At 60.9% G+C, this 22,683-nt stretch carries 25 protein-coding genes; 8 read left to right on the forward strand and 17 right to left on the reverse strand.

What is annotated here, in order from left to right; all coding sequences use genetic code 11:
* Positions 1-46 precede the first annotated feature (46 nt).
* Positions 47-1,042, forward strand: a complete 996-nt coding sequence (locus B8746_RS02160) for a D-alanyl-D-alanine carboxypeptidase family protein (protein ID WP_084391581.1) — start codon at positions 47-49, stop codon at positions 1,040-1,042.
* A 105-nt stretch (positions 1,043-1,147) separates the two neighbouring features.
* On the opposite strand, the gene B8746_RS02165 is transcribed toward B8746_RS02160, so the two are convergent.
* Complete coding sequence (locus tag B8746_RS02165; RefSeq protein ID WP_084391582.1) at positions 1,148-2,041, reverse strand: division plane positioning ATPase MipZ; 894 nt, start codon at positions 2,039-2,041, stop codon at positions 1,148-1,150.
* Positions 2,042-2,087: 46 nt separating this feature from the next.
* Complete coding sequence (locus tag B8746_RS02170) at positions 2,088-2,534, reverse strand: hypothetical protein (RefSeq protein ID WP_084391583.1); 447 nt, start codon at positions 2,532-2,534, stop codon at positions 2,088-2,090.
* Positions 2,535-2,616: 82 nt separating this feature from the next.
* On the opposite strand from B8746_RS02170, the gene panC reads away from it, so the two are divergent.
* A complete protein-coding gene (gene panC / locus B8746_RS02175; RefSeq protein ID WP_188657377.1) occupies positions 2,617-3,480 on the forward strand; it encodes a pantoate--beta-alanine ligase in 864 nt (287 codons plus the stop codon).
* A 20-nt stretch (positions 3,481-3,500) separates the two neighbouring features.
* Here the strand turns inward: panC and B8746_RS02180 are convergent, their stop codons facing one another.
* The 8 genes from B8746_RS02180 to cysG form a co-directional block, all read right to left on the reverse strand.
* Complete coding sequence (locus B8746_RS02180) at positions 3,501-4,133, reverse strand: murein L,D-transpeptidase catalytic domain family protein (RefSeq protein ID WP_084391584.1); 633 nt, start codon at positions 4,131-4,133, stop codon at positions 3,501-3,503.
* 84 nt (positions 4,134-4,217) lie between these two features.
* Positions 4,218-4,889, reverse strand: coding sequence for a GOLPH3/VPS74 family protein (locus B8746_RS02185; RefSeq protein WP_084391585.1), 672 nt, complete (start codon positions 4,887-4,889; stop codon positions 4,218-4,220).
* Positions 4,890-4,986: 97 nt separating this feature from the next.
* A complete protein-coding gene (locus B8746_RS02190; RefSeq protein WP_084391586.1) occupies positions 4,987-5,730 on the reverse strand; it encodes a phosphoadenylyl-sulfate reductase in 744 nt (247 codons plus the stop codon).
* A 9-nt stretch (positions 5,731-5,739) separates the two neighbouring features.
* Positions 5,740-6,231, reverse strand: coding sequence for a DUF934 domain-containing protein (locus tag B8746_RS02195; RefSeq protein ID WP_084391587.1), 492 nt, complete (start codon positions 6,229-6,231; stop codon positions 5,740-5,742).
* Complete coding sequence (locus B8746_RS02200) at positions 6,218-7,879, reverse strand: nitrite/sulfite reductase (protein ID WP_084391588.1); 1,662 nt, start codon at positions 7,877-7,879, stop codon at positions 6,218-6,220. The genes B8746_RS02195 and B8746_RS02200 overlap by 14 nt, the downstream gene beginning before the upstream one ends.
* Positions 7,872-8,483, reverse strand: a complete 612-nt coding sequence (locus B8746_RS02205; RefSeq protein ID WP_084391589.1) for a glutathione S-transferase family protein — start codon at positions 8,481-8,483, stop codon at positions 7,872-7,874. Before B8746_RS02205 ends, B8746_RS02200 begins: the two co-directional genes overlap by 8 nt.
* Before the next feature lie 23 nt (positions 8,484-8,506).
* Complete coding sequence (locus B8746_RS02210; RefSeq protein WP_084391590.1) at positions 8,507-8,794, reverse strand: DUF2849 domain-containing protein; 288 nt, start codon at positions 8,792-8,794, stop codon at positions 8,507-8,509.
* A complete protein-coding gene (gene cysG, locus B8746_RS02215) occupies positions 8,791-10,191 on the reverse strand; it encodes a siroheme synthase CysG (RefSeq protein WP_084391591.1) in 1,401 nt (466 codons plus the stop codon). Before cysG ends, B8746_RS02210 begins: the two co-directional genes overlap by 4 nt.
* Positions 10,192-10,310: 119 nt before the next feature.
* Here cysG and gcvA point away from each other — a divergent pair, with 119 nt between their 5' ends.
* On the forward strand, positions 10,311-11,246 hold the full coding sequence (gene gcvA, locus B8746_RS02220) for a transcriptional regulator GcvA (RefSeq protein WP_084391592.1): 936 nt from the start codon (positions 10,311-10,313) through the stop codon (positions 11,244-11,246).
* A 96-nt stretch (positions 11,247-11,342) separates the two neighbouring features.
* The gene (locus B8746_RS02225; protein WP_084391593.1) at positions 11,343-11,723 is read left to right on the forward strand and encodes a hypothetical protein; all 381 of its coding nucleotides are present in this window, start codon (positions 11,343-11,345) and stop codon (positions 11,721-11,723) included.
* Positions 11,724-11,731: 8 nt separating this feature from the next.
* Here B8746_RS02225 and B8746_RS02230 read toward each other — a convergent pair whose 3' ends face one another.
* Positions 11,732-13,330, reverse strand: coding sequence for an AbgT family transporter (locus B8746_RS02230; protein WP_084391594.1), 1,599 nt, complete (start codon positions 13,328-13,330; stop codon positions 11,732-11,734).
* A gap of 122 nt (positions 13,331-13,452) precedes the next feature.
* Between B8746_RS02230 and B8746_RS02235 the strand changes: the two genes are divergently transcribed.
* Together B8746_RS02235 and B8746_RS02240 are read left to right on the forward strand one after the other, a co-directional pair.
* Complete coding sequence (locus B8746_RS02235) at positions 13,453-15,054, forward strand: peptide chain release factor 3 (RefSeq protein ID WP_084391595.1); 1,602 nt, start codon at positions 13,453-13,455, stop codon at positions 15,052-15,054.
* Positions 15,055-15,157: 103 nt separating this feature from the next.
* Positions 15,158-15,868: a hypothetical protein gene (locus B8746_RS02240; protein WP_084391596.1), complete on the forward strand. Its 711-nt coding sequence runs from the start codon at positions 15,158-15,160 to the stop codon at positions 15,866-15,868.
* Positions 15,869-15,877: 9 nt separating this feature from the next.
* On the opposite strand, the gene B8746_RS02245 is transcribed toward B8746_RS02240, so the two are convergent.
* The 6 genes from B8746_RS02245 to B8746_RS17055 all read right to left on the reverse strand — a co-directional run bounded on the left by B8746_RS02245 (position 15,878) and on the right by B8746_RS17055 (position 20,109).
* Positions 15,878-16,216 carry a DUF6665 family protein gene (locus B8746_RS02245; protein ID WP_084391597.1) on the reverse strand — a complete coding sequence of 113 codons (339 nt, stop codon included), beginning with the start codon at positions 16,214-16,216 and terminating at the stop codon, positions 15,878-15,880.
* Between the two features lie 9 nt (positions 16,217-16,225).
* Entirely contained in the window at positions 16,226-16,651 is a 426-nt protein-coding gene (locus B8746_RS02250) for a DUF411 domain-containing protein (protein WP_084391598.1), read from the reverse strand.
* Between the two features lie 34 nt (positions 16,652-16,685).
* The gene (locus tag B8746_RS02255; protein WP_084391599.1) at positions 16,686-18,740 is read right to left on the reverse strand and encodes a hypothetical protein; all 2,055 of its coding nucleotides are present in this window, start codon (positions 18,738-18,740) and stop codon (positions 16,686-16,688) included.
* A gap of 184 nt (positions 18,741-18,924) precedes the next feature.
* Complete coding sequence (locus tag B8746_RS02260; protein WP_084391600.1) at positions 18,925-19,440, reverse strand: GNAT family N-acetyltransferase; 516 nt, start codon at positions 19,438-19,440, stop codon at positions 18,925-18,927.
* A gap of 172 nt (positions 19,441-19,612) precedes the next feature.
* On the reverse strand, positions 19,613-19,789 hold the full coding sequence (locus tag B8746_RS17050; RefSeq protein ID WP_158084514.1) for a hypothetical protein: 177 nt from the start codon (positions 19,787-19,789) through the stop codon (positions 19,613-19,615).
* Positions 19,790-19,947: 158 nt separating this feature from the next.
* Entirely contained in the window at positions 19,948-20,109 is a 162-nt protein-coding gene (locus tag B8746_RS17055) for a hypothetical protein (protein ID WP_158084515.1), read from the reverse strand.
* A 1,154-nt stretch (positions 20,110-21,263) separates the two neighbouring features.
* Here B8746_RS17055 and B8746_RS02265 point away from each other — a divergent pair.
* Positions 21,264-22,091 carry a hypothetical protein gene (locus tag B8746_RS02265; RefSeq protein ID WP_084391601.1) on the forward strand — a complete coding sequence of 276 codons (828 nt, stop codon included), beginning with the start codon at positions 21,264-21,266 and terminating at the stop codon, positions 22,089-22,091.
* Complete coding sequence (locus tag B8746_RS02270) at positions 22,084-22,557, forward strand: thermonuclease family protein (protein WP_084391602.1); 474 nt, start codon at positions 22,084-22,086, stop codon at positions 22,555-22,557. The genes B8746_RS02265 and B8746_RS02270 overlap by 8 nt, the downstream gene beginning before the upstream one ends.
* Positions 22,558-22,683 lie beyond the last annotated feature (126 nt).

The raw sequence follows: 22,683 nt of genomic DNA on the forward strand, positions 1-22,683 counted from the left end.
TCCCTGGAGGGCCGGGGTTCGTAACGTTTATAACGGAGGGACGTACATGGCTATTTTCGCTGGCGGGAAGAATATCCGGGCAGCATTAGGTGCGGCGGTCATGCTCATAGCATTGGCTCCTGCGGCGATTGCAGAGAAGTATGCATCCATCGTCGTGGACGCTGACACGAATGAAGTGCTGCACGCGCGTCATGCAGATGAACCGCGCTTTCCGGCATCCCTGACCAAGGCCATGACCCTCTATATGTTGTTCGACGCGCTGAAGTCCGGCGAGGTCACGCTCAACGAACGCATCCATGTTTCCAGCCATGCCGCAAGTCAGCCACCATCGGCGCTTCGTCTGAAGGCCGGTTCGACCATCAGCGTCCGTGATGCCATTGATGCGCTGGTCACGAAGTCTGCGAATGATGTTGCTGCGGCAGTCGGAGAACGACTCGGCGGCAGCGAATCACGTTTCGCGACCCTGATGACCGCCAAGGCGAAATCCCTCGGCATGAACAATACAACCTTCCGCAATGCGTCGGGGCTGCCCGACACGCGCCAGCTTTCGACGGCGCGGGACATGGCAATTCTGGCCGAACGCCTGCTCGAGGACCATGCCGACTATTACCACTATTTCTCACGCGCCAGCTTTTCCTGGGGCGGACGGTCCTACAAGAACCACAACAACCTCCTGAAGAACGTTGCCGGCGTGGACGGCATCAAGACCGGCTATACGCGCGCCTCCGGCTTCAATCTGATGTCGTCGGCCAAACGGGACGGACGCCGAGTGATCGCCGTGATGTTCGGCGGGTCGACCGCCAAATCGCGCGACGCGCACGTCACTGACCTGATCGAGGCGGCCTATAAAAGCTTCGATGAGAACAATGAGCCGGACGAACTGAAAGCAAGCTATGCCTTCAGCGCACTGCAGTCACCGATTGACCCGGACGGTGCCGCCCTGCCGATGCTGAACGGGCAGGTTTTCAACGCCAATAATCCGCGCGGTGAAGGCGATGAGAGCGGTACCTTCGAGGAACTGGTTCCGGCTTTGACGGAGTAGGGCGCAGGCCGTCGGCCACACCTTTTGGCAAGTACAAGGAAGGGCGCTCCAGACAGGAGCGCCCTTCGTTTTTGACTCATCCAAACAGGACGAGTTCAGCAATTCCTAGAAAGCAATCTCCGCGCCGGCCAGGCTGGGTAGCTGGAGCAGGATGAGAAGGTCCCGCAGCTCCTGACGGGCTGCAACATGGCTCATTGTGAAAGCGACATTGGAGCCGCGTTCTGTGAGATCCAGAAGCGTCAGTCCGGCCGGGAAGAGCTCACGATAGATCACGCGCTCCGACAGGCCGGGCGCAAGACGGAACCCGATCCGTTTGGACAGATTGCTAAGCGCTTCGCCGACTTTCTGCTTGTTGCGTGCCTCAAGCGGTGAGACGCGGTTGCGCATGACAACCCAGTCAATCGGCTTGCGCGACGCCTGTGCTTTTTTCTTGCGGCAGTTCCAGACCATTTCGGAATAGAAGCTCGGCCGGATCACTTCCAGCGTCTGGGGGTTCACATCGCCCAGCAGGTCGAAGTCCACAAAGCTGTCATTCAGCGGCGTGATCAGCGTGTCCGCGCTCGTATGAGCGAGGCGCGACAGGAATGTGTCGCCGCCTGGCGCATCGATGATGATGAAGTCGCTGACCTGCTTCAGGCGCTCGATCGCGCCCATCAGGCGTTCGGTTTCCTCACGCTCAGCCGTATCGAGATCTCGTTCGGTGCTGGCGTCCACCCGGATGATTTCCGGCATTGGAAGCTTGGAGCCCGTCGACTGCATCCAGCGCAGGCGGTTCTCGAGATAGCGTGTGAGGGTGCGCTGGCGTACATCAAGGTCGATAATGCCGACCCGCTGCTCCATGCGCATCAGGGCGACCGCCAGGTGCATCGACACAGTCGATTTGCCGGCGCCGCCTTTTTCATTGCCTACAACGATGACGCGGCACTCGCCCTCTGGCGACTGCCGCAATGTCAACGGACTATCCGGCGCATCCACCGTTCTGAATCCATCTGCTGGCATTCGGGGTTACTCCACATTCGCCGTGCGTCACGGATACGGTTCAAAATCAGGCTGCCTGACGGAACAGGCCCTGAGTGTCCGCTTTACCTGCATAGGAAACGGTCGACGCCTGTTCGTCGAAAAGAAGAGTATCGAAAGGGCTTGCCTCATGGGCGTGGACCATCATCGGCTCGCCATCGAAGAGATCGCTGTCGAAACTCATCTGGCCAAGGCTCATGGCCGGCTCAGCTTCAACCACGATCGGCGATTCGACCGAGACTCGCGAAATCGCTTCACGCAGTCGCCCGAGAGAGGCGCTCAGTGCATTCAGCGCGTCGCTATGTGCGGAGCGCTCATGGTCAGCATCGAACAGCCAGTCATCTTGCACATCGGCCTTGCAATCATCGAGCGGACGCCGGATAGGCTCATGCGCGAAATCGGCGCGAGGCTTGGCAGCCTTGCGGGTGAAAGAGGAGAGGCTGGCAACCGCCAGCATGGCTTTCAGTCGAGGCATGATGAGCTTTCTCATAAGTGAACAAATCAAGCGAAATGGTTAACAGGTCGTTTACGAAATCAGAATTCGGAGGCTTCTCCAAGTGAACAATCAGACGGCCAGGATCGTCAGGACGCGTGCTGAGCTGCGCGACGCGGTGGCGGCAGAACGGCAAAAAGGCAAGAAAATCGGGTTCGTACCCACGATGGGCGCACTGCATGACGGCCACATTTCGCTCGTCGAAAAAGCTGGGGATAAATGTCAGTGCGTCGTGGCGAGCATTTTCGTGAATCCGACCCAGTTCGCGCCGGGCGAAGACCTCGACCGCTATCCGCGAGACGAGGAAGGGGACGTCGCCCGCCTCAGCGCAGCGGGCTGCAATCTCGTTTATTGTCCGAGTGTCGAGGAGATGTATCCGGAAGGCTCCCTCACCAATGTGCGCGTTGAGCAGATGTCCGACCTGCTGGATGGCATCTACCGGCCTCACTTCTTCTATGGCGTCGCGACTGTTGTGGCGCGGCTCTTCATCCATGTGCAGCCGGACGTCGCCGTGTTTGGAGAGAAGGATTACCAGCAGCTGCAGATCATCAAACGCATGGTGCGCGACCTCGGCTTCGGGATCGAGATCATCGGCGGCAGGACCTGGCGTGATGCGGACGGTCTCGCCCAGTCCTCGCGAAATGCCTATCTGAGCGAGGAAGAGCGCACACGCGCCAGCGAGATCCATTCTGCCCTGCACCGGGCCGCCGCACGCATCCGGATCGGCGCACCTGTCGAGACAGCGGTCAGAGAAGCGAGGACGTCCATTCTTACGGCAGGTTTCTCAAAACTGGACTATGTGAGCGCCGTCGATCCTGCGACCTTGCAGGACTTGCCGGATGGTCCGCTGTCCGAAGGGCAGGGGTGCAGGTTGCTGGCGGCGGCCTGGATGGGCTCGACGCGTCTGATCGACAATCTCGGCGTCTGAATTCGCGAGGAGAAGGCAGGTTAGCGCGACCCCTTGGCCTTGCCGACGCTTGCATATTGCTGGTTTGGTGCGTCGCCGCGAATATAGATCAGAACGCCATTGGCAATGGCCGGAATGAGACGCTCGGCCACCTTGCGCTCCAGCGCGGGGCAGCCCCAGCTGCGGCCCATCTTGGTGCGGTCTGGCGTGACATAATCTGCGCCGTGGATGACGATCGCACGATCGCGTGCCCTTGAATTTTCCTTGTCGAGACCGTCGAGTCGAAGCGACAGGCCGTGCTTTCCATAATAGGTTTCAGCGGTGACATAGGTGCCGAGCGAGGTCATCTTCGACCCCATGACATTTGAAAAAGTGTCGGCGATCCCGTCATGATCGGCGTCAGAGCCGCGGCCATGCGAGACCAGAAAGGCTTCTGCCTGCATGGTTGTCATGTCGATCAGGAAGAAGCGCGGCTCGCCTGAATGCTTTCCATAATCGATGACGATCATCATGTCGTCATTCTTGATCCGCTCCTGATGGGCGGCTTTCGCGGCGAGTGCTTCACCCCAGAGGTCAGCGCCCATCGCTTCATCGGCCGATTTCGCGGAGGCGAAGCTGGCCGGGAGAAGGGCGAGGAGGAGGGAAACCAGATAGCAACGTGCGATTTGTTTCATGGTTCCAACATCGCAGAAAAATCTGGCAGGAAAAAGATGGGTTCCATTACAACACCATCAGAATCTGCAATTACCGCATTGCTGTCAGCCGCTGGATGCCCCCGCTGCAGCAACGGCGGCTGTCGACGCCGCAATCGACGCAATTACGGCATCAATCGCGTTCATCGCGGCTTTCGTCGGGCCTTCCGCACCTTTGGCAATCGACTTGATGCGCTTCTTGTTGGCAGACAGGAGCGCCTTGTCGAAATTCTTGCGCAAGAGGCCCGTCTTGTCGGCGAGCGCGATTGCGGCGCGATCCTGTGTGGACAAAGCAATATCCCCAGCAATCGCCTTCTCAAGATGCTGCACCATCAGCGCCTCGGGCGCGCTGTCGCGTTCCGGGTAATTGGTCCAGTTAAATATGAGGAAAGACTTTTCCCGTTCTTCCAGGACGCCCTTGCGCACAAGGGATTTTGCCTGCTCGCGCATCAGCTTTGACTTGCCGGCGAGACACTGCACATAGCGCGTTGCGGTCCGCCCCGACCCTCTGGATTCGAGAACGGCCAGGCAGCCATCGAGAAAGCTGTCGCCTGTTGGGCTTGTATCAACGAGATTGAACTTCTTCGCTGCCTCGTCCTGCGGCACCAGACGCTTGCGCAATACAAGTTCGACCAGCGCGCCCCCAGCCAGCGCATACTCCACAAACTGGCCCTGCTTCTCGCCCGTATCATTCTTGCGCGATAGCAGCATCAGCGCTTCGGGAATGGTCAGCGTCACGACAAAAAACCTCTCATCTCATCCTTCCTCGAAGAATAAAGATAAGAGGAATGTTATCGTTTTTCAATAATTCCGGGGCGGGTTTGGTCCCTCTGGATCAGAAAACGCGCGGGCGTTCCGTCTTGTCGACATGCAGGCCGCACTCGGTTTTCGCCTGTCCAGCCCAGCGGCCCGAGCGGATGTCGCCCGGATCTGCGGCCGGCTTGGTGCACGGCCAGCAGCCAATCGAGGGATAACCCTGGGCGACCAGCGGATGCTTGGGCAGATTGCGCCGCTCAAGGAAGCTGTTCACATCATCCTGGGTCCAGCTTGCCAGCGGGTTCACCTTGAACCGGCCCTGAGAAAACTCAAAGACGGGGAGGCTTAGGCGCGCACCGCCATGGAAGCGCTTGCGACCGGTGATCCAGGCATCGAACCCTTCGAGTGCCGGCTCAAGCGGACGCACCTTGCGCAGTGCGCAGCAGGCGTCGGGATCGGATTTCCAGAGCGTGTTCTTCGGGTCGAGAATCTTGCGCTCGGTTTCGCTGGGCGGAATGTCGCGCACATTGGTCAGGCCGAGCCGCTCGGTCAGTTCTTCCTTGTAGTCCAGCGTCTGCGGGAAGTGCATGCCGGTTTCAAGGAAGACGATCGGAAGGTCAGGTGCCACGTCCGCGATCAGCGCGAGCATGACTGCGCTTTCGGCACCAAAGCTCGACACATAGGTGATCTTGTTTTCCCACTCGCGAAGGAACGACACGCGCAGGATTGTCGTCGCGGAAGCGTCGCGAAGTTCGCCGTTCAGACGGGCAAGCCGCTCGTCGACAGGCTGTGCCGCCCGTGTTTCGTAGTCCGCATAGGGCATAAAGCGCCTCTAATCCTTCTGGTGGCGGCGGGCGAACACTGAAACGGAGCCGTCCGCGCCGGGTTGATAGAACGCGGAATATTCATTCAGCGCCTCTACAACACTAGGTAGGTCAGCGCGCTCGGTCTCGAAAGCATCGAACCCTGAACGGTTCATATAGAGAATCTGATCTCTTAACACGTGGCCCACCGCGCGAAGCTCGCCCTGATACCCCAGGCGGCGGCGAAGCAGCTGCGCCTGCGAGTAGCCACGACCATCGGTATATTTCGGGAAACTCACCTCGATCAGGGCGAGCCTGTCGAGAAACTCCTCCAGTTCGTGCGGGTCATCGGCCGGCTCGAGGCGCACGCCCACGTCTGTATTGCGGGCGAGCAGGAGCTCGGTTTCGCTGCGAAAGCGGCCCAGCGACACTGTAATGCAACCACCAGGAGACAGGGGCGCATCGTCTGGCAGGAATGCCCAGACATCGTCGATTTCGCGGCCATCCTTAATGAGCGGCATAGATCGCCTCCTTGAATGGTTCCATGCCTTCACGTTCGAAGGTTTCGATGAAGGGTTCATCCTTGCTGGTACGCAGTTCGCGGTAGCGATTGACGATCCGCTTCAGCGCGTCCGGCACTTCGTCGGCTTTCAGTCCCGGGCCGGCAATGTCTCCAATCCGGGCCTTCTCGTCAGCGCGGCCACCAAGCGTGATCTGGTAGTATTCCTCACCTTTCCGGTCGACGCCGAGAATGCCGACATGGCCGACATGGTGGTGTCCGCAGGCATTGATGCAGCCGGAAATATTGATGTGGAACTTGCCAATATCTTCCTGGTCGTCCGGATCAGTAAAGGCGTCCTGAATGGCCATGCCCACCGGAATGGAGCGAGCATTGGCGAGGTTGCAATAGTCGAGGCCCGGGCAGACAATCATGTCCGAGATCAGCCCTTCATTCGGCGTTGCGAGCCCGGCAGCTTTCAGCTCGGCATAAATTGCAGGCAGGTCATCGAGGGCAACATGCGGCAGGATGAGATTCTGCGTATGCGTGACGCGTACATCATCATGCCCGTAGGTCTCGGCAAGGTGAGCGACGACCATCATCTGCGCGTCCGTCGCATCGCCCGTGGCGACGCCATTCGGCTTCAGGCTGATCGTGATGGACGTGTAGCCATTCACCTTGTGCGGATGCGTATTGACGCGCACCCAGCGGGCAAGGCCGGTATCGTCCTGCGCCATTGCATCGTGAAGCTTCTGCGCCGCTTCCGGGCGCTCCGGCAGTTCTGGCGGCGCGAAATAGGCGTGGATACGGTCGATTTCTGCCTGAGGCAGCGCAATCTTCTCGGCGTCGCGCTGGGCTGCGAACTCCGCCTCGACAAGGCGGGTAAACTCTTCCTCGCCGGTTTCGGAAACAAGGATCTTGATCCGCGCCTTGTACTTGTTGTCGCGGCGGCCGAAGCGGTTATAGACCCGCATGATCGCCTCGAGATAATCGAGAAGCTGGGCTTCGGGCACGAAATCCGCGATCTTCGCCGCGACATGGGGCGTGCGGCCCTGGCCGCCGCCGACATGGACTTCGAAGCCAACCTCGCCGCCGCGCTCGCGCATGTGCAGGCCGATATCGTGGACACGGATCGCTGCGCGATCGTGCTCGGCGGCCGTCACCGCAATCTTGAACTTGCGAGGAAGGAAGGCGAATTCCGGGTGGAAGGTCGACCACTGGCGGATGATCTCGCACCATGGACGCGGATCCATGATCTCATCCTTGGCAGCCCCTGCAAAATGGTCGCTCGTCGTGTTGCGGATGCAGTTGCCGGAGGTCTGGATGGCGTGCATCTCGACTTCGGCCAGTTCCGCCAGCACGTCGGGAATATCCTTCAGCGCGACCCAGTTGAACTGCACATTCTGGCGGGTCGTGAAGTGGCCATAGCCGCGGTCGTATACGCGGGCGATCCGCGCCAGCTTGCGCATCTGCGTCGGGTTCAGCTGGCCATACGGAATCGCGATCCGCAGCATGTAGGCATGCAGCTGCAGGTAGACGCCGTTCTGCAGGCGCAGTGGCTTGAACTCGTCTTCCTTCAGCTCGCCCGACAGGCGGCGGGCCACTTGGCCCCTGAACTGTTCAACGCGATCGCGGACGATCTGAGCGTCAAACTCATCATATCTATACATCAGTTACCTCGTGGAGATGGGGAAGGCCGAGTTCGCGCTCGCAGCGCGCAATCCAGGCCTGGACGGCCGGAAACTCGGACACGTCAAACCCGCCTTCATGGGCGAGGCGGGTATAAGCGAGAAGGGAAATATCGGCGAGCGTCATTGCCTCGCCGCCTGCGATCCACTCATTGCCGAGCAGGGCAAGCTCCATCCGGCCAAGCGCACGGCGCCCCTTGCCCATCAGGTGCGGATCGATTTCCTCGTCGGATTTCTTTTCATAGTGCTTCTGGAAACGGCGAACCGCGATGGCCGTTTCGTGTGAGTATTGCTCCCAGAACTGCCACTCCAGCACCTTTGCGCGTTCGAAGCTGTCTTCCGGAACAAGATCGCTGCCATCTGCCAGGTAAGAGATGATGGCATTCGACTGGGCAAGCGTTTTCCCGTTCGGGAATTCGACAACTGGGACTTGCCCGAACGGGTTGATGGCAAGAAACGCGTCTGTGCGCGTCTCGCCCTTCATGATGTCGATCTCGACCCACTCATGCTCAATGCCGAGGCGTTCTGCGACCCATTTCACTTTCAGGCAGTTGCCTGAAATGCTGTCGCCGTAAATGCGGATCATTCTGGTGCTCTTTGTGGCTCGAGTTAAACGGTCGGACCGTTGGCGCGAATGGACTCACGCAGGGTCTCGCGTCCGGCTATATCGCCATTGTCAGAAACTTCCATGAAATACGGATCGGTCACCCGTCCTTCATCGCTTGCGGCCTGCTTGAGGCGCGCTTCAGCGTCTTCGCCGGTGAACACGCCGATGTCCGATGGATCATTGGTCCATTCGCCGGACTGGTTCATCCAGACGACGCGGCCCGTCGCGGTTTCCCACGCGGTGACGGTCTTGGGTTGCTCCGGTTTGAGTTTTGGACGGACGGACGTCATGCCAGCGCCTTTTCAATGATGAGGGTTTGTGCTTCTCGCGGAAGGCTTGCGACCGCGCCGATTATCAGCAGGGCCGGGCCCTTGATACCGCGCGCTTCGATGACGCTGGAGAGGTCGGCGATCTGGCCGAAGGCGCGTTTCTCGTTCTCGCGAGTTCCGTTTTCGATGACAGCGACCGGCGTATCGCCCGGAAGGCCGGCTTCGCGCAGCTTTTCCGAAATGATGCCTGCGGTGCCGACGCCCATGAAAACGACGACGGTCTGGTGCGGCCTGGCGAGGGCGGGCCAGTCGAGATCCGGCACGCCGCCTTTTTGCGCGTGTCCGGTCACAAAGGTGACGGACTGGGCGTGGTCGCGATGGGTCAAGGGCAGCCTTGCCGAGGCGGCACAACCGAGCGCAGACGTGATGCCGGGTACGACATCGGCCTCTATGCCAGCTTCGCGGAGCGCGTCGACTTCCTCTCCGCCGCGCCCGAAAATGAACGGATCGCCGCCCTTCAGGCGGACAACGCGCTTTCCTTCGCGCGCTGCAGCGATCAAGAGTTCGTGAATACCATCCTGTGGCACGAGGTGTTCGCCCTTGGATTTTCCGACGGGCACGCGCTCGGCGTCGCGGCGCACCATGTCGAGGATTTCGGGCGAGACAAGCTTGTCGTAGAATACAATATCGGCCTGCTGGATAAGGCGGAAAGCCTTCAGCGTCAGCAGTTCCGGGTCGCCAGGGCCGGCCCCCACAATGTGGACAGCGCCGACCGGGGTCTGGTCTGACTGGCTGAACTGCTCCAGCGTTTCTGCCATCAGCGCTTCGGCGCGTGCGTCATCGCCAGCATGGACGGCTTCGGCCACAGCGCCGCGAAGGGTGCTCTCCCAGAAATGGCGACGGCGCGTTTCATCTTCGATCGCCGCCTTGACGGCGGGGCGCCAGCGCTGGGCGAGGGATGCGAGGTCTCCGATCCGTTCGGGCAACAGCGTCTCAAGCTTTGCGCGAATATCCTTTGCGAGTACCGGCGCGGCGCCGCCTGTCGCGACGGCTGCAACAATGTCGCCGCGATCAAGGATGCTCGGCACCGTAAAGTCGCAGAGATGCTTGCGGTCGACCGCATTGACCGGGACACCCTGCGCGTGCGCCAGCGCTACGGCTGCTTCGGCCTCTGCGTCACCGTCGAGTGCAACAATGGCAAATCGCGCGCCGAACAGGGCATTTTCCGCCTGGTCACTGCTGAACATCTCCAGCCGGTCGCGATACTCCGCTGCCCAGTCAGGAGCAGTATCGGTAATCAGACGGATGCTGGCATTCGTCTTGGCGACAAGCCTCGCCTTGCGCTCAGCATTGATGCCATCGCCGAAGATGACCACATGGGCATCATCCATCAGGAAGAAGGCTGGAAACTGGCGCATGGGAGGGGTCGCTTCTCGCAGTATCGTTCTCAGGCTAGGAAAATGGGGCTTGTGGGCCCCTCTCAGCAAGCGTAGACCCCTGATCCGATCGTTTAGATAAACTATGAAGGGCCCGCAAGATGGCCGACAATAATGACCGCCTTCCTCCTCTGAATGCGCTACGCGCCTTCGAAGCTGCTGCCCGCCGGCTCTCTTTCAGCAAGGCTGCAGACGAACTCAACGTGACACCGGGCGCCATTTCGCAGCACATCCGCCAACTCGAAGAGTATGCTGGTACGCCGCTGTTCAAGCGCACGGGGCGCAGTGTTCTGCTGACCGATGCCGCGCAAGCGAGCCTGCCACTTGTACGCGAAGCGTTTGCGAAGATAGCTGAATCTGGTCGCATCATGCAGCAGCCCGCACGCAAGGGCAGGGTGATGGTGTCCTGCGCGCCAAGCTTTGCCGCAAAATGGCTGGCGACCCGGCTCGACCGGTTCCACTTGTCAAATCCGGGAATAGAAGCCTGGGTGTCGGCTGACATGACGATCACAGATTTCACCACGGCCGATGCCGACTTCGCTATCCGTTACGGGCGGGGCAACTATGAGGGGCTAAAGTCAGAAAAACTGATGGATGAAACCGTACTTCCGGTTTGCTCGCCGCGCCTGCTCGAAGGCTCCGACGCGATCCGCAAGCCGGAAGACCTCGCCAGGCACACCCTGATCCATGATGAGAGCACAGAGAAAGATCCGTCCTGTCCGGACTGGACAAGCTGGCTGGCGGCTCGCGGTGTGACAAGCGGCATAGACGCGACACGCGGGCCGCGGTTCAACCAGTCATCGCTCGCGATTGAAGCGGCGGCCTCCGGGCGGGGCGTTGTTCTCGCCAAGCGCGCCATCGCTTCGTCCGACATGGCGGCAGGCCGTTTGGTCGCGCCCTTTGCCGATGGTTCGACCAGCATCGACTTCGGCTACTGGCTGGTCTGGCCGAAGGGGCGCCACCTTTCCGAAGACGTTCGCGCCTTCATAAAATGGGTGAAGGCTGAAGCGGCCGCTGGCGAAATTCACGGCGTCTAGGCCACCCCTCGGTCTCGCGCCAGCATGCCCCGGTAACCGGCTGTTAAGACCAAATCGCTGACACATGGTCTCAAGGCTTATCGGGGGTCCGGGCAGATGTTGTTTCTGCTAAACGATCAGATTGTCGATGTGGACATTCCAGAGATGCGTCTGGAACGCCGATGGCGTCGAATGGGCTGCGGGAAGCCGCATGCCTTTCGTGCGAAAGATGTTGTCAATTTTGTCCATGCGCGTCTCGAACAGGCGCGCTTTTTTGTTCGCGGCGTCGACTATCAGGAAGCGTGCGACCTCGCCTCGCTGATTATCGCGCGGACGGGGGCCAACAGCCTGATCCTGCGCCAGGCTGAAGATGGTTCAACAGAGCCCCAGCTTAAGATCATTCCGCATCAGGTTCTCGAGGTCTATGCCCGGGGTGCCGCGAATGACGAAGGCTCCGCACCGCAAATCGGGACAGAGCCTCGCCGCGCGCTCAGCTAGGCTGATTCCTAATTCGACCCCGGGATTTCCATGTGCGCTGGTGCGCCTGGTCCAAGATCTATGCCGAGGAACAGCCAGACCATCATCAGGATGACGCCAGTGATCAGCATCCAGACCGAATAAGGGATCATCATCGCCGTCAGGCTGCCAAGGCCGAAATTCTTCTGCCAGCGCTGGGCAAAGACCAGGATCAGCGGGAAATAGACCATGAGCGGCGTGATGATATTGGTCGCGCCGTCGCCCACACGATAGGCGGCTGTTGCGCCATCCGGGCTGATCCCGACCAGCATCAGCATTGGCACAAGCACCGGCGCGAGGAGCGCCCATTTCGCACTCGCCGAGCCGACAAACAGGTTCAGAGCCGCCGAGAACAACACGATCAGCCCCAGCACAACCGGCAGCGGCAGGCCGCTATTCTGGATCGCGTCGGCGCCGTGCACAGCGGTGATCAGGCCGAGGTTCGACCAGCCGAACATCGCCACGAAGTGCGCGGCGGCAAAGGCGAGGACGAGGTAGTAGGCCATGTCCTTCATGCCGCTCGCCATCATCTCGACGAGGTCGCGATGGTTCTTGATCGTCCCGGCGGCCGAGCCATAGGCCCAGCCGGCGGCCAGAAAAATAATCAGGAAGGCGGCGACCAGAGACCGGAAGAGCGGTCCGGCCTGCACATACCAGGCGGCGTCCTCATTGCCGGGGCCGTCCGCCAGAAGCGGGGTGCCCGGCCCGACCGTCATGAACACCCAGAGGGCGGCGACGCCAAGAATTGCAAGGCCTGCGCGGCCAAGCCCCTTGCGCTCGCCCTCGGTGAGCGGCTTGTCCTCATCGCCATAATTCTGCATGTCGCTGCCGGCATCCGGCTTCCACTTGCCGAGGCGAGGCTCGATGACCTTGTCTGTAACAAACCAGATGACGGGCAGGTAGATGAAGAGCAGGGCGCCAATGAAGTACCAGTTGCCCGCAAAGTTCACCGCCCAGCCAGCGTCGATGTTGCTGGCGCCATAGGCGCTTTCGGTGATGCCAAACAGAAGCGCGTCGAGCTGGCCCGGAGTGATATTTGCCGAGAAACCGCCGGACACGCCTGCGAACGCGGCTGCGATCCCTGCGAGCGGATGACGTCCCGCAGATGCAAAGATGATGGCCGCGAGCGGGATCATGACGACATAGCCTGCATCGGCCGCATGATTGGACAGCATCGCGATCAGCGCGACGAGCGGTGTCAGCATGGCTTTCGGCGCACCGCGCACGGCGGCCCGAATGGCGCTGCCGAACAGGCCGGAGCGCTCTGCCACGCCCGCGCCCAGCATCACGACAAGCACATAGCCGAGCGGGTGGAAATGGGTGAATGTGGCCGGCATCTCGACCCAGAGCCGCTGGATATTCTCCGGCGCGAAAAGGCTGACAGCCTCTTCAAGCTGCGGCGTGCCATCAGGATTCTTGAGGCTGGGATGGAAGGCGGAAACGTCAAGCCATGCGCAGATCTGCGAGATGATCATCAGCGCGATGATCAGGTAGAAGAAGATGAAGACCGGGTCTGGCAACTTGTTGCCCGTTTTCTCGACCCAGCCGAGAAAACCTTTCTGCACGCTCGCAGTGCTCTGATCTGACATGCCCGACTCCCTTTGAATTTCCGGCAAAACTAGTCGCAGCTCGCTTGTGAAGGCAATAGCGCTGGTGAGCCAACTTCGTCTGCCACCTCGACAAACCTTGCGTTCCCTTCTAATCGGCGCGCATGAGTTCGACCCCCGCAGAAGAAGCCGCCCGCAGGCGCACATTCGCCATCATTTCGCACCCGGACGCCGGCAAGACGACGCTGACCGAAAACCTGCTTCTGGCCGGCGGTGCGATCCGCCTTGCAGGCCAGGTCGCCGCGCGCGGTGAACGCCGCCGTACCAGCTCGGACTGGATGAAGATCGAACGCGACCGCGGCATCTCCGTCTCCGCATCGGTGATGACGTTCGAACATGATGATCTAATGTTCAACCTGCTCGACACGCCGGGCCACGAAGACTTTTCCGAAGACACTTACCGCACGCTGACGGCGGCGGATTCTGCCGTCATGGTGCTCGACGCAGCGAAGGGTATCGAGCCGCAGACGTTGAAACTGTTCGAAGTCTGCCGCATGCGAGATATTCCAATCATCACCTTCATCAACAAGATGGACCGAGAGGCGCTCGACCCGCTGGAGCTTCTCGACGAGATCCAGGACAAGCTGCAGCTCGACACCTCGCCGCTTTACTGGCCGGCTGCGTCGGGCCAGCGTTTTTCCGGTATGAAGGATCTGCGCAAGGGTGACTTCGTTTCCTTCCGCAAGAAAACCGCCGAAGAGGGCGTTCAGCCCGGCCCAAGCGACCGCATTGGCATGCAGGAAGCGCGCGACACGCTTGATGCGATGGTGATGGACGAGCTGGAAGAGGGCGCAGACCTCGCCTCTGAAGCCCTGCCGGACTTTGATGAACAGGCCTTTCGCGAAGGGCACATGACGCCTGTCGTGTTCGGCTCGGCGCTGCGCCATTTCGGCGTGAACGAGCTGCTCTCCACCCTCGCCGAATTCGCGCCAGCACCGCGCCCGCAGACGGCCGAAAAGAACGGCCAGAAGATCACCATCGACCGCGCCGACAAGCCTGTTGCCGGCTTCGTGTTCAAGATCCAGGCGAATATGGACCCGAACCACCGCGACCGCGTGGCCTTCCTTCGCCTGTGCTCGGGCGAGTTCAAGCGCGGCATGCGCCTCAAGACGACAGAGAACAAGCAGATCAATATCCACAATCCGCTCATGTTTCTCGCCCAGGACCGCGAGATCGCCGAGACTGCCTATGCTGGCGATGTGATCGGCGTGCCGAACCATGGCCAGCTGCGCGTTGGCGACAGTTTGAGCGAGAATGGCGACATCAAGTTCCAGGGCATTCCGAACTTCGCGCCGGAAATCCTGCGCCGCGCGCGTCCGAAGGACCCGATGAAGTCGAAACACCTTCGCAAGGCGCTCGAAAGCCTCGCGGAAGAGGGTGTCACCCAGCTTTTCACCCCGTCGCTTGGCTCGGACATGATTGTTGGCGCCGTCGGCGCGCTGCAAATTGACGTGATGGCAGAGCGGGTTGCTGCCGAATACAATCTGGAAGTCGTCTTCGAACAGGCCGCCTACAATGTCGCGCGCTGGATCGCGTCTGACGACCCGGCCAAGCTCGAAGCCTTTCTTGAAAAGAACCGCGGCAGCACAGGCGTCGACCTCGATGGCGCGCCCGTCTATCTCGCCAAGAATGCCTGGGATGTCGGCTATGCGCAGGAAAAGAATCCCGACCTCAAATTCACCGCCACCAAGGAGCGGATGGTCTAGGCAACCCGCCGTTCAGCGGGGATTCAGGCTGGCTGGACAAGGCTCCCCAATAGAGTGAACATGATGTCCGCACCTCCCGGACAGGCAAGAAGGGGACGCTCTCATGATCAGGTTCATTTCCCTGCTTCTGGTACTCGCAGGCCTCGCCCTGGTTGGATGGGGCGCCATGCGTTACGTCGGCGTGGTGCAACCGTCCGAAGCGGTAGACGAGTCCGCCCCGAAATCGGTGGAGATGCATTCAGCGCCCGCTGAGTCCTTCCGCGCCGCGAGCGACGATGACACTTTCTCGACAGCCAGCACGCGCAGCAGCATGATGAGCCGTCTGCGCAATGTACCCATCGCACACGAAACCCCATCCTCGGCGCGTTACAATCGAAGCTTCGAGGTTACGGTCGCCCTCGATGCAACGGGCGACACGACCGCAGCCGATGCGCTTCCCGGCGATGGCAATATTGTCGAGGGAGAAGCTCAGGTGCTGGAAAAGGCGCAGGCCATCCTGTCCGGCCCGGCGTTCGACATTCAGCCGATTTCGCCATCCATCCAGACCGTGTCGACGGTGACGGAAAATGTCTGGCGCTGGAAAGTAACGCCGCTCGAAACCGGCATGCAGACCCTGCGGATCGAACTTTTCGCGCTGGAAAACAATGAAGCGCTACCCATCCGCACCTTCTCTGACAATGTCGAGGTGAAGGTCTCGCGGCTCGGCCAGGTGATTGCCGCCGCCGACCAGTTTGATCCGCTGTTCATGGTGCTGGGCGGGATCGGCTCGCTGCTTGCCGGCCTGTTCGGCGTGGCTCGCTTCTTCCGCAAATAGGGATCGCTGCTAGTGGTGGGTGCGTGAATGTACCCGGCGCATGATACCGATGCGCCCGATAACGGCGCTCGGGATCTCATATTCCCGAATGATTTCGCTGTGGTCACGAATGCCCAGCATTTCGCGCTGGATGAAATAGCCCTGAGCCTTTTCGGCCGCGTCGAGGAGCAGGGTTTCGCGGTCTTCGTTCCGCGTCCTGTCGTCAAGGGCTGCGACGGCCCTGGCGAGTGCCCGTCCGGCGCGTCCGAGTGCAGCGGCCCGCTCCTGCGCAATCTCGTCTTCCAGCGAACTTCTGGCGCGCGCCGCCTGAATCCGATCGAAGGTCAGGTTCGGTGCCTTGATGGCCATGATGCCAACCTAGATGATCGCGAAAATTTCGTCGTCTTCGCCGATGACCATCACCTTGAATGGCTCCGCCTTCTGTCCGCCCATGCCCGGCGAACCCATGGGCATGCCTGGGAGGCTAATGCCGACGATGTCCGGACGCTCTTCGAGCAGCTTGTTGATCGCCTCTACGGGCACATGGCCTTCAACGACATAGCCCTCGACCATCAGCGTGTGGCAGCCTTGCTGCGCTGCCGGGATGGCATGCCCGGCCTTCATTGCCGCGAGGGCTTCTGGCTGCAGCTCGACAATGTCGACCTCAAATCCGAGGCTGCGCAGATAGTCCGCATGGCCCAAGCAGCAGCCGCAATAGGGCGTCCGGTACATGGTTGCCGACTGGGCGAGCGCCATCATTGGCGTCATCAACGCGACAAGGGCGAGCGAGAATAACCGTTTCATGTCTGTCTCCGGCAAGAATGATGGCCGGACAAACCTAGCCAAGCGCAGCATCAATCAGCAAGAAGGCAGACAGTCGCGGGCTCGCCGATTTCGATGAGTGGCAGGTCTTGTCGAGTGCCATCAGGGCGTCAGGCTCTTCCATGGTGAGGAATTCGCGGGCCATGGACATCAGCTCCCGATCGGCATCGAGGCGCTTCTGTACGCGCTGGACCTGGCGGGAGGCAGCATCGACAATGGCCTTGCGCCGCAAGCCTTCGCTCTTTCTTGCGGCGTTGGCGATACGTTTCTTGTCGCGGGGGCGGAAGATTTCGCCGAGACGGATGCCGGAATCCATCAGCCGGTGGATGATTTCTTCAGCATTCTCTTCGCGCGGCAGGGCCTCGTGCTCGTCGCGCTCCATGTCCGCGATGATATCCCGCCACTGCTGACGGTCGACGCGCGGTTCGGCAACTTGCATCGCAGCAGGGGCGTCCGGGGCCGGTTCGACTGCCGTTTCGATATCAATCTCTTCCTCAACCTGTTCCTCGACGATGTCATCGGTCAGGTTCTCGGCCTCTTCGTCTTCAGCATAGTCTTCGGCAGCAGCGAGGTTGGCCGCCTGACGACCGCCGACCGGCTTCAGATAGTTTGGCGTGCGGTCGCTCGCGCGGCGGCGGAACTGGACCGGTTCGCTAGGAGACGGAGCGCGCTCGGCTTCATTCTCATTCACCGCTTCAACGGCATGCGGAGCAGGCGTCGCGGCAGGGCTGGCCTGACGGGGCTTGTCCGGTGCTTCGAAAAGGTCGCCATCATCGCTCACAGGCTGCGGTGCACGATCCTGTTGCGTGCTCATCGCAGTCGGCTGATCGAAGACATCGTCTTCCTCCAGCGTTGGCTGCGATGGGCCGCGCGAAGCGGTCGGCTGTGCCGGCTGGCTTGCGCGCTCCTCGTGCAGGTAAGGGTCTGGCGATACTTCGAGACGGGATACAGATGTGTGGGCATGGGCGTCGTTCAGGCTCGCTTCAGCCTGTAGCTGGCGCGCTGCGGCGGTGGCATCCAGGCTTGCCGCCTTCAGCGCCGCAAGCGACTTCGCAGCCTTTTCGGACGCTTCCAGCGCCTCTGCCTGGATGTCGCGGGATGCGAGGCGGGCGCGTTCCAGGGCCGAATTGACCGCATCGGTCAGCCGGTCACCGGTGGTGGATGCACTTGCGGCCACCATTTCGCCGGCGCGAAGGGCCTGCTCGACCATCTTGCGGGACTGTTCCAGCTTCTCTTCCATGCGCGTCACGGCGAAGATCAGCTCCTCGCTGCGCTTGGCGGCCTCGACCGACATTGTGTCGAGCGATGCGACTTTCTCGGTCAGGCTTGCGCTGGCCGAGTTCAGGGTTTCCAGACGGATTTCGAGGGCCTGGTCGGCCTGGGCGATATCGGACGCTGCCGCACGGGCCGAGTCGCGCATCTGCGCGGCCTGGCGCGGGATCGCCTCGCCCATCATTTCGGTCTGCTTGCGAATATCAGACGCCAGCGTTTCAAGCGCCTTGCGCTCTTCGCCAAGCCGTCCGGAGAGATCCTTGGCATTATCCGCGGTGACGTATGAAACGCTCTCAAGGCGTTGTCTTTCATCGGAAATCTCGCCGGCCATCGCTTTCATGGCCGAGAGCGCGTGCGCCATGGACCGGTCAACTTCGGCGGCCGATTTCTTCATGTGATCGGCAAACACCGTCGCATCAGACCCGGCTTTCTCCATCGGTGTCAGCAGGCGGGCAGCCGCTTCCAGCACGACGGCATTGGTTGAAGCGGCGCGGGCATTCTCACGCGCGAGCATGCCGGCCAGCAGGATCATGAAACCCGGAATGGCGAGCGCAACTGCGCCAGCGGCCACAACGGCAGCGGAATATTCCGACAATTGGTCGAGCCCGACCAGCGCGACGACGCCACCAAAGGCGGCGATCCACCATGCCAGGGCAAGGCCCAGGCCAAGCCAGCCAAAGGCGCGGCCCCTGTCGCGGGCCTCCTCCAGAGCGGCCAGATGGCGCGATGGGGCGGGCGCCGACTGGATCGGCGTCACGGTCGGGAGCGACTCTGGGCGGGGGGGGCGGGTGTCATCCATGGCGGCCAATCTACTCGATACTCGACAAACCTGCGACCAAAAAGTCACAGGCAATGGCCCCAGTCCCTCAATTGCCATTTGGACAGTCACGGTCGGAGCGGTCAACCCATGCATGCATACATTATGCCGCTTTAATGGGGGCTGAACGGGGTGATTTCGGGCTTTTTACTCCCAAAACGGGAATCTAGCGCGCGATTTTCTCGTAAAGTATGTGATCTTTCCATTCGCCGTCGAGCAGCAGGTGGCGCTCGGCGAGACCGATTTCACGGAAACCCAGCCGCTTGATCAGCGTTCGCGAGCGCTCATTGTGCGGCATGATCGCGGCCTGGACGCGGTGCAGCTCGAATTCGCCAAAGGCAAGGTCCAGCACATCGTCGAGGGCGCGGCGCATGACTGACTGGCCCTCATGGCGCCGGTCCAGCATGTAGCCGAGCACAGCCGACTGGAACGGGCCGCGGATGATCTGGTCGAGATCGACCTTGCCGATTACTTCCTCGCCCTTGTGAATGATGCAGAAGCGGTAAGCCCGGTCTTCCTTCCACTCGCTCTTGGCGAGCTTGCAGGCCTCGCGCCAGTGCCGGTCGGTGAAATAGTGGTCGGTGCGCGTCGGGGCGAAGGGCTGGAACCGCTCGCGATTGATCTCAAGGAAATGCGCGACCCGTTTCGGATCGGTCTCGTGCAACGCGACAAGTTCAAACATCTACCAGCAGCCACCATTCTGGTTGGACGGAAAGGACGGGGCGGTTTTGTAGCGCGGATTCCGCAAGATGGAATAGCTGTAAGGGCAGGAAGCCACCAAGATGGGGGGATTTTAATGCAAAGGGCCCGGATGTCCGGGCCCTTTCGGTCATTCAGGTCTGGCGAGTGCTTTCCTACTCATCCACTTCATCGAGCGGGTCGAAATCGCCATCGTCTTCAGAGATTTCTTCGCCGGCGACATAGCCTGCGCCTGCCGCTGCCGCGAGGCAGCCGGTGAGGGAGACGCTGGCGCCGAGAATGCCGGCGAGGATCAGCGGTTTCGGGTCGAGTGTCTGCAGGTCGATCTTCATGGGGCGTCCTTTCCTGTCTGTGTCAGCCTGACAGATGCAACGCGGAAGACGCGGCTCTGTTCGATTAAAAGAGGTCCATGAAATGCGAAACGGCCCGGGATCTGGGTCCGGGCCGTTCAATCGTCTCGGCGCACCTTGCGCCTGAGATGCGGGGTGTCCTAGCCGTCGACAATCTCGTCAAGCGGGTCGAAATCGCCATCATTCTCATTGACTTCCTCGCCAACCACATAGGCGGCGCCGAGGGCGGCTGCGACGCAACCGGACATGAGGAAACTGCTTCCCAGAATGCCCGCCAGCAGAAGGCTTTTCGTCATCTTCATGTGGCTCATCCTTTTTCACATGGGTTTGAGATGAGCGAATAACGCGCCATGCGGGAACGGGTTGCGCGCAGCAGGCGGATTTTCGGGTGGCCGGCGCGCGGCAACCGGCTGGTTGCCCCAAAAGAAGAAAGACGCGTCGTCCGTTTGACGGGACTCCGCGTCTTTCCATTGTGCTTCGAATCGTTTAACCACACAGCCTGTGACAGCGATATGAGGCGTCCCGGGTCCGAGCACCTTGGGCGCCTTTTCCTTTTCCAGTCATTGAGGCTTTGACGCCTGACTGCCTGGTCGAGATCCAGCTACCCATTTTTGATCTGACAGGCCGGTCCGGAATTGGGCCCACCGGGCCGGCATGCCGATCGTTCCAGGCCTTTGGGTCACCTCTGGTCCGCTTTTCCGTCCGCCGGTCCAAAGACCTGGCATCCAGTCCGGCTTTCCAGAGCCATCACCCTGCTAGCCTGTGCCGCGGGCCGATCAACTTCTGTGATCAGGGTCGACCACCTTCGACGTTCATCCGCCTCGTATCCCATTGTGCACTGGATGCGCTGCGTCTGTCCGCCTCCGGCGCCCGATTCCCGTCTCGCGAGAAACGACGTCCTTTGGCCGCCGCCGGCAAAGCTCTCTAAAGAAAGCTCGTTCCGCCTTTGGCATCGCGCTTCGGATCGTGCCCCGGTCGCGACTTACGGCCCCGCAGTTCTGGGCTTCGAAAACCCGCCTGCGGCCATCACCTGCTTTGTCCCGCCTGCCTGCATCCGGCCCTTTACGCTGCAGCTCTCGCCGCTTTGCTCCTGACCTGATCGACACATCGGGGGCGATGGTCTCGCCAGCGTGCCATCTTGCGGGGTCTGCTCCCCGCCCGGCTTGCGTTGGCGTTCATTAACGATGTCTTAAAACCCGGGGTGAGTCGAGCCGTTTCAAGCAAAATTTCACAGATTTAAGACAAGCCTGTGGACAAGCCAGTTCGCGTCTCAGGCGAGTCCGGCGCACACCCTGTAATTGCTGTTCCAGATTGCGCCGCACCCCACAGGCCGTCCGGCGATCAGCACGACCAACGTGATGTCTGTGGAAAACCCCACCCGAGAGGTTTGACGCTTGATTAAAACGCGCCGCTCGGAAACATTCAGACAGGCAAAATAGGACGAAGGGGAGGGGGCGTGCCAGACTTTGGTTCATTTCTCGACGATCTGCCATCGCAGATCATTCTGGGCATACTGGTCAACGGCGCCACGGCGCTCCTGACCTATATTGCGCTGCAGGCCTTCAGGAGTGTCAGAAGCTCCGGCGCGGGCATGGTGAGCGGACTGGCCAGCGTGCGCCAGGGCGTCGAGCAGACGCTGCGCGCGGCCTTCAATGTGGTGTCGGTCAACCCCGTCATGACCGCCTGGCGCGCCGTGGTCTGGCTGCTTTTCGTACTCGGCATGATCGTCAAATATCTCGGCAGCGTGATCGGCCTCTATCTGGCCTTTTCCTTCCAGTTCGCCTCTGCGGACAATGCAACACCGCTCGCCGTCTGGGTGCTGCCCGGCCTGATTGTCGGCCTGGCGCTGATCTTCCGGTTCGGCCGACAGGTCATTGGCGGGATCGGCTTTCTTTTCACGCTCCTGCCCCTGACCTTCGCCTTCTCCATCATCACCATTAATCTCGGCTACTGGCTGCTCCTGCCCTGTTATGCCTTTACCGCGATCTTCTTCGACCTTCCGCTGGCTGAGACATATGCGGTCTGGAAAGAGGGGCTGGAACAAGTAGCGGTCGGCTCCGTCACGATGACGCGGGACTTTATCGACTTCATCACAATGCTCACCGGCGAGGGGGCCTTCCAGGGCCTGTCACCGACAGTGGCAATGTTCTGCTTCTTCGTCTCCGGCTTCTTCGCAATCACCGCCATCGTGGTTGCGGTGTCCTGTATCTTCCACAATACGCCGCCCCGGCCAAAACCGAGGAAGCGCCCGAAGCCGGTGAACAGAAGCATGCAGCATGGATAGGCGCTGGCCGGTTGCGTACTCGGCCGCGCTCATCGGCCTCGCTGCCTGCAATAGCGGCGGGTATGAACAGCCGCCCAATCTCTGCGAGGCGGCGGGCACGCGCTGTGTCAGCGTGCCGGTGCGTGACCTCCTGGCCGTCGATGGCGACACGTTTGAGCTCAGACGCCTCAGCGCGAGCGGCGGCGAGCAGCGGGTGCGGCTGCGCCTCATCGGATGGGACAGCCCCGAGACAGGCGACGCCGCCCAGTGCCCGGAAGAAAACGCACTCGGCCAGAAGACCGAAGCTCGCGCCCGCGAGATGTTCGCCGAGGGCAGCAAGGTCACCTTCCTGCCGGAAGGCACCGACCAATACGGCCGCACCCGCGCCCACGTCTACCTCGACGGGGTGCATATCGGCTGGCTCCTCTCAAAGGACGGGCTGGCCCAGCCGCTGGAAGAGGGCAGGCAGGTGGATTGGTGTGGGTAGGGCGGTCCCCTCAATGAGGATGCGAAGCTAGGTGCTTGACCAGATTTGCCTCGGTCCGCTTGTCCCTTCATCGGACTCCCGGCAGGTTCCAAGGAGGCCAGATTCTTCGTGCGGTCGAAAATTCAT

The organism is Henriciella pelagia (assembly GCF_002088945.1).
Taxonomy (GTDB): domain Bacteria; phylum Pseudomonadota; class Alphaproteobacteria; order Caulobacterales; family Hyphomonadaceae; genus Henriciella; species Henriciella pelagia.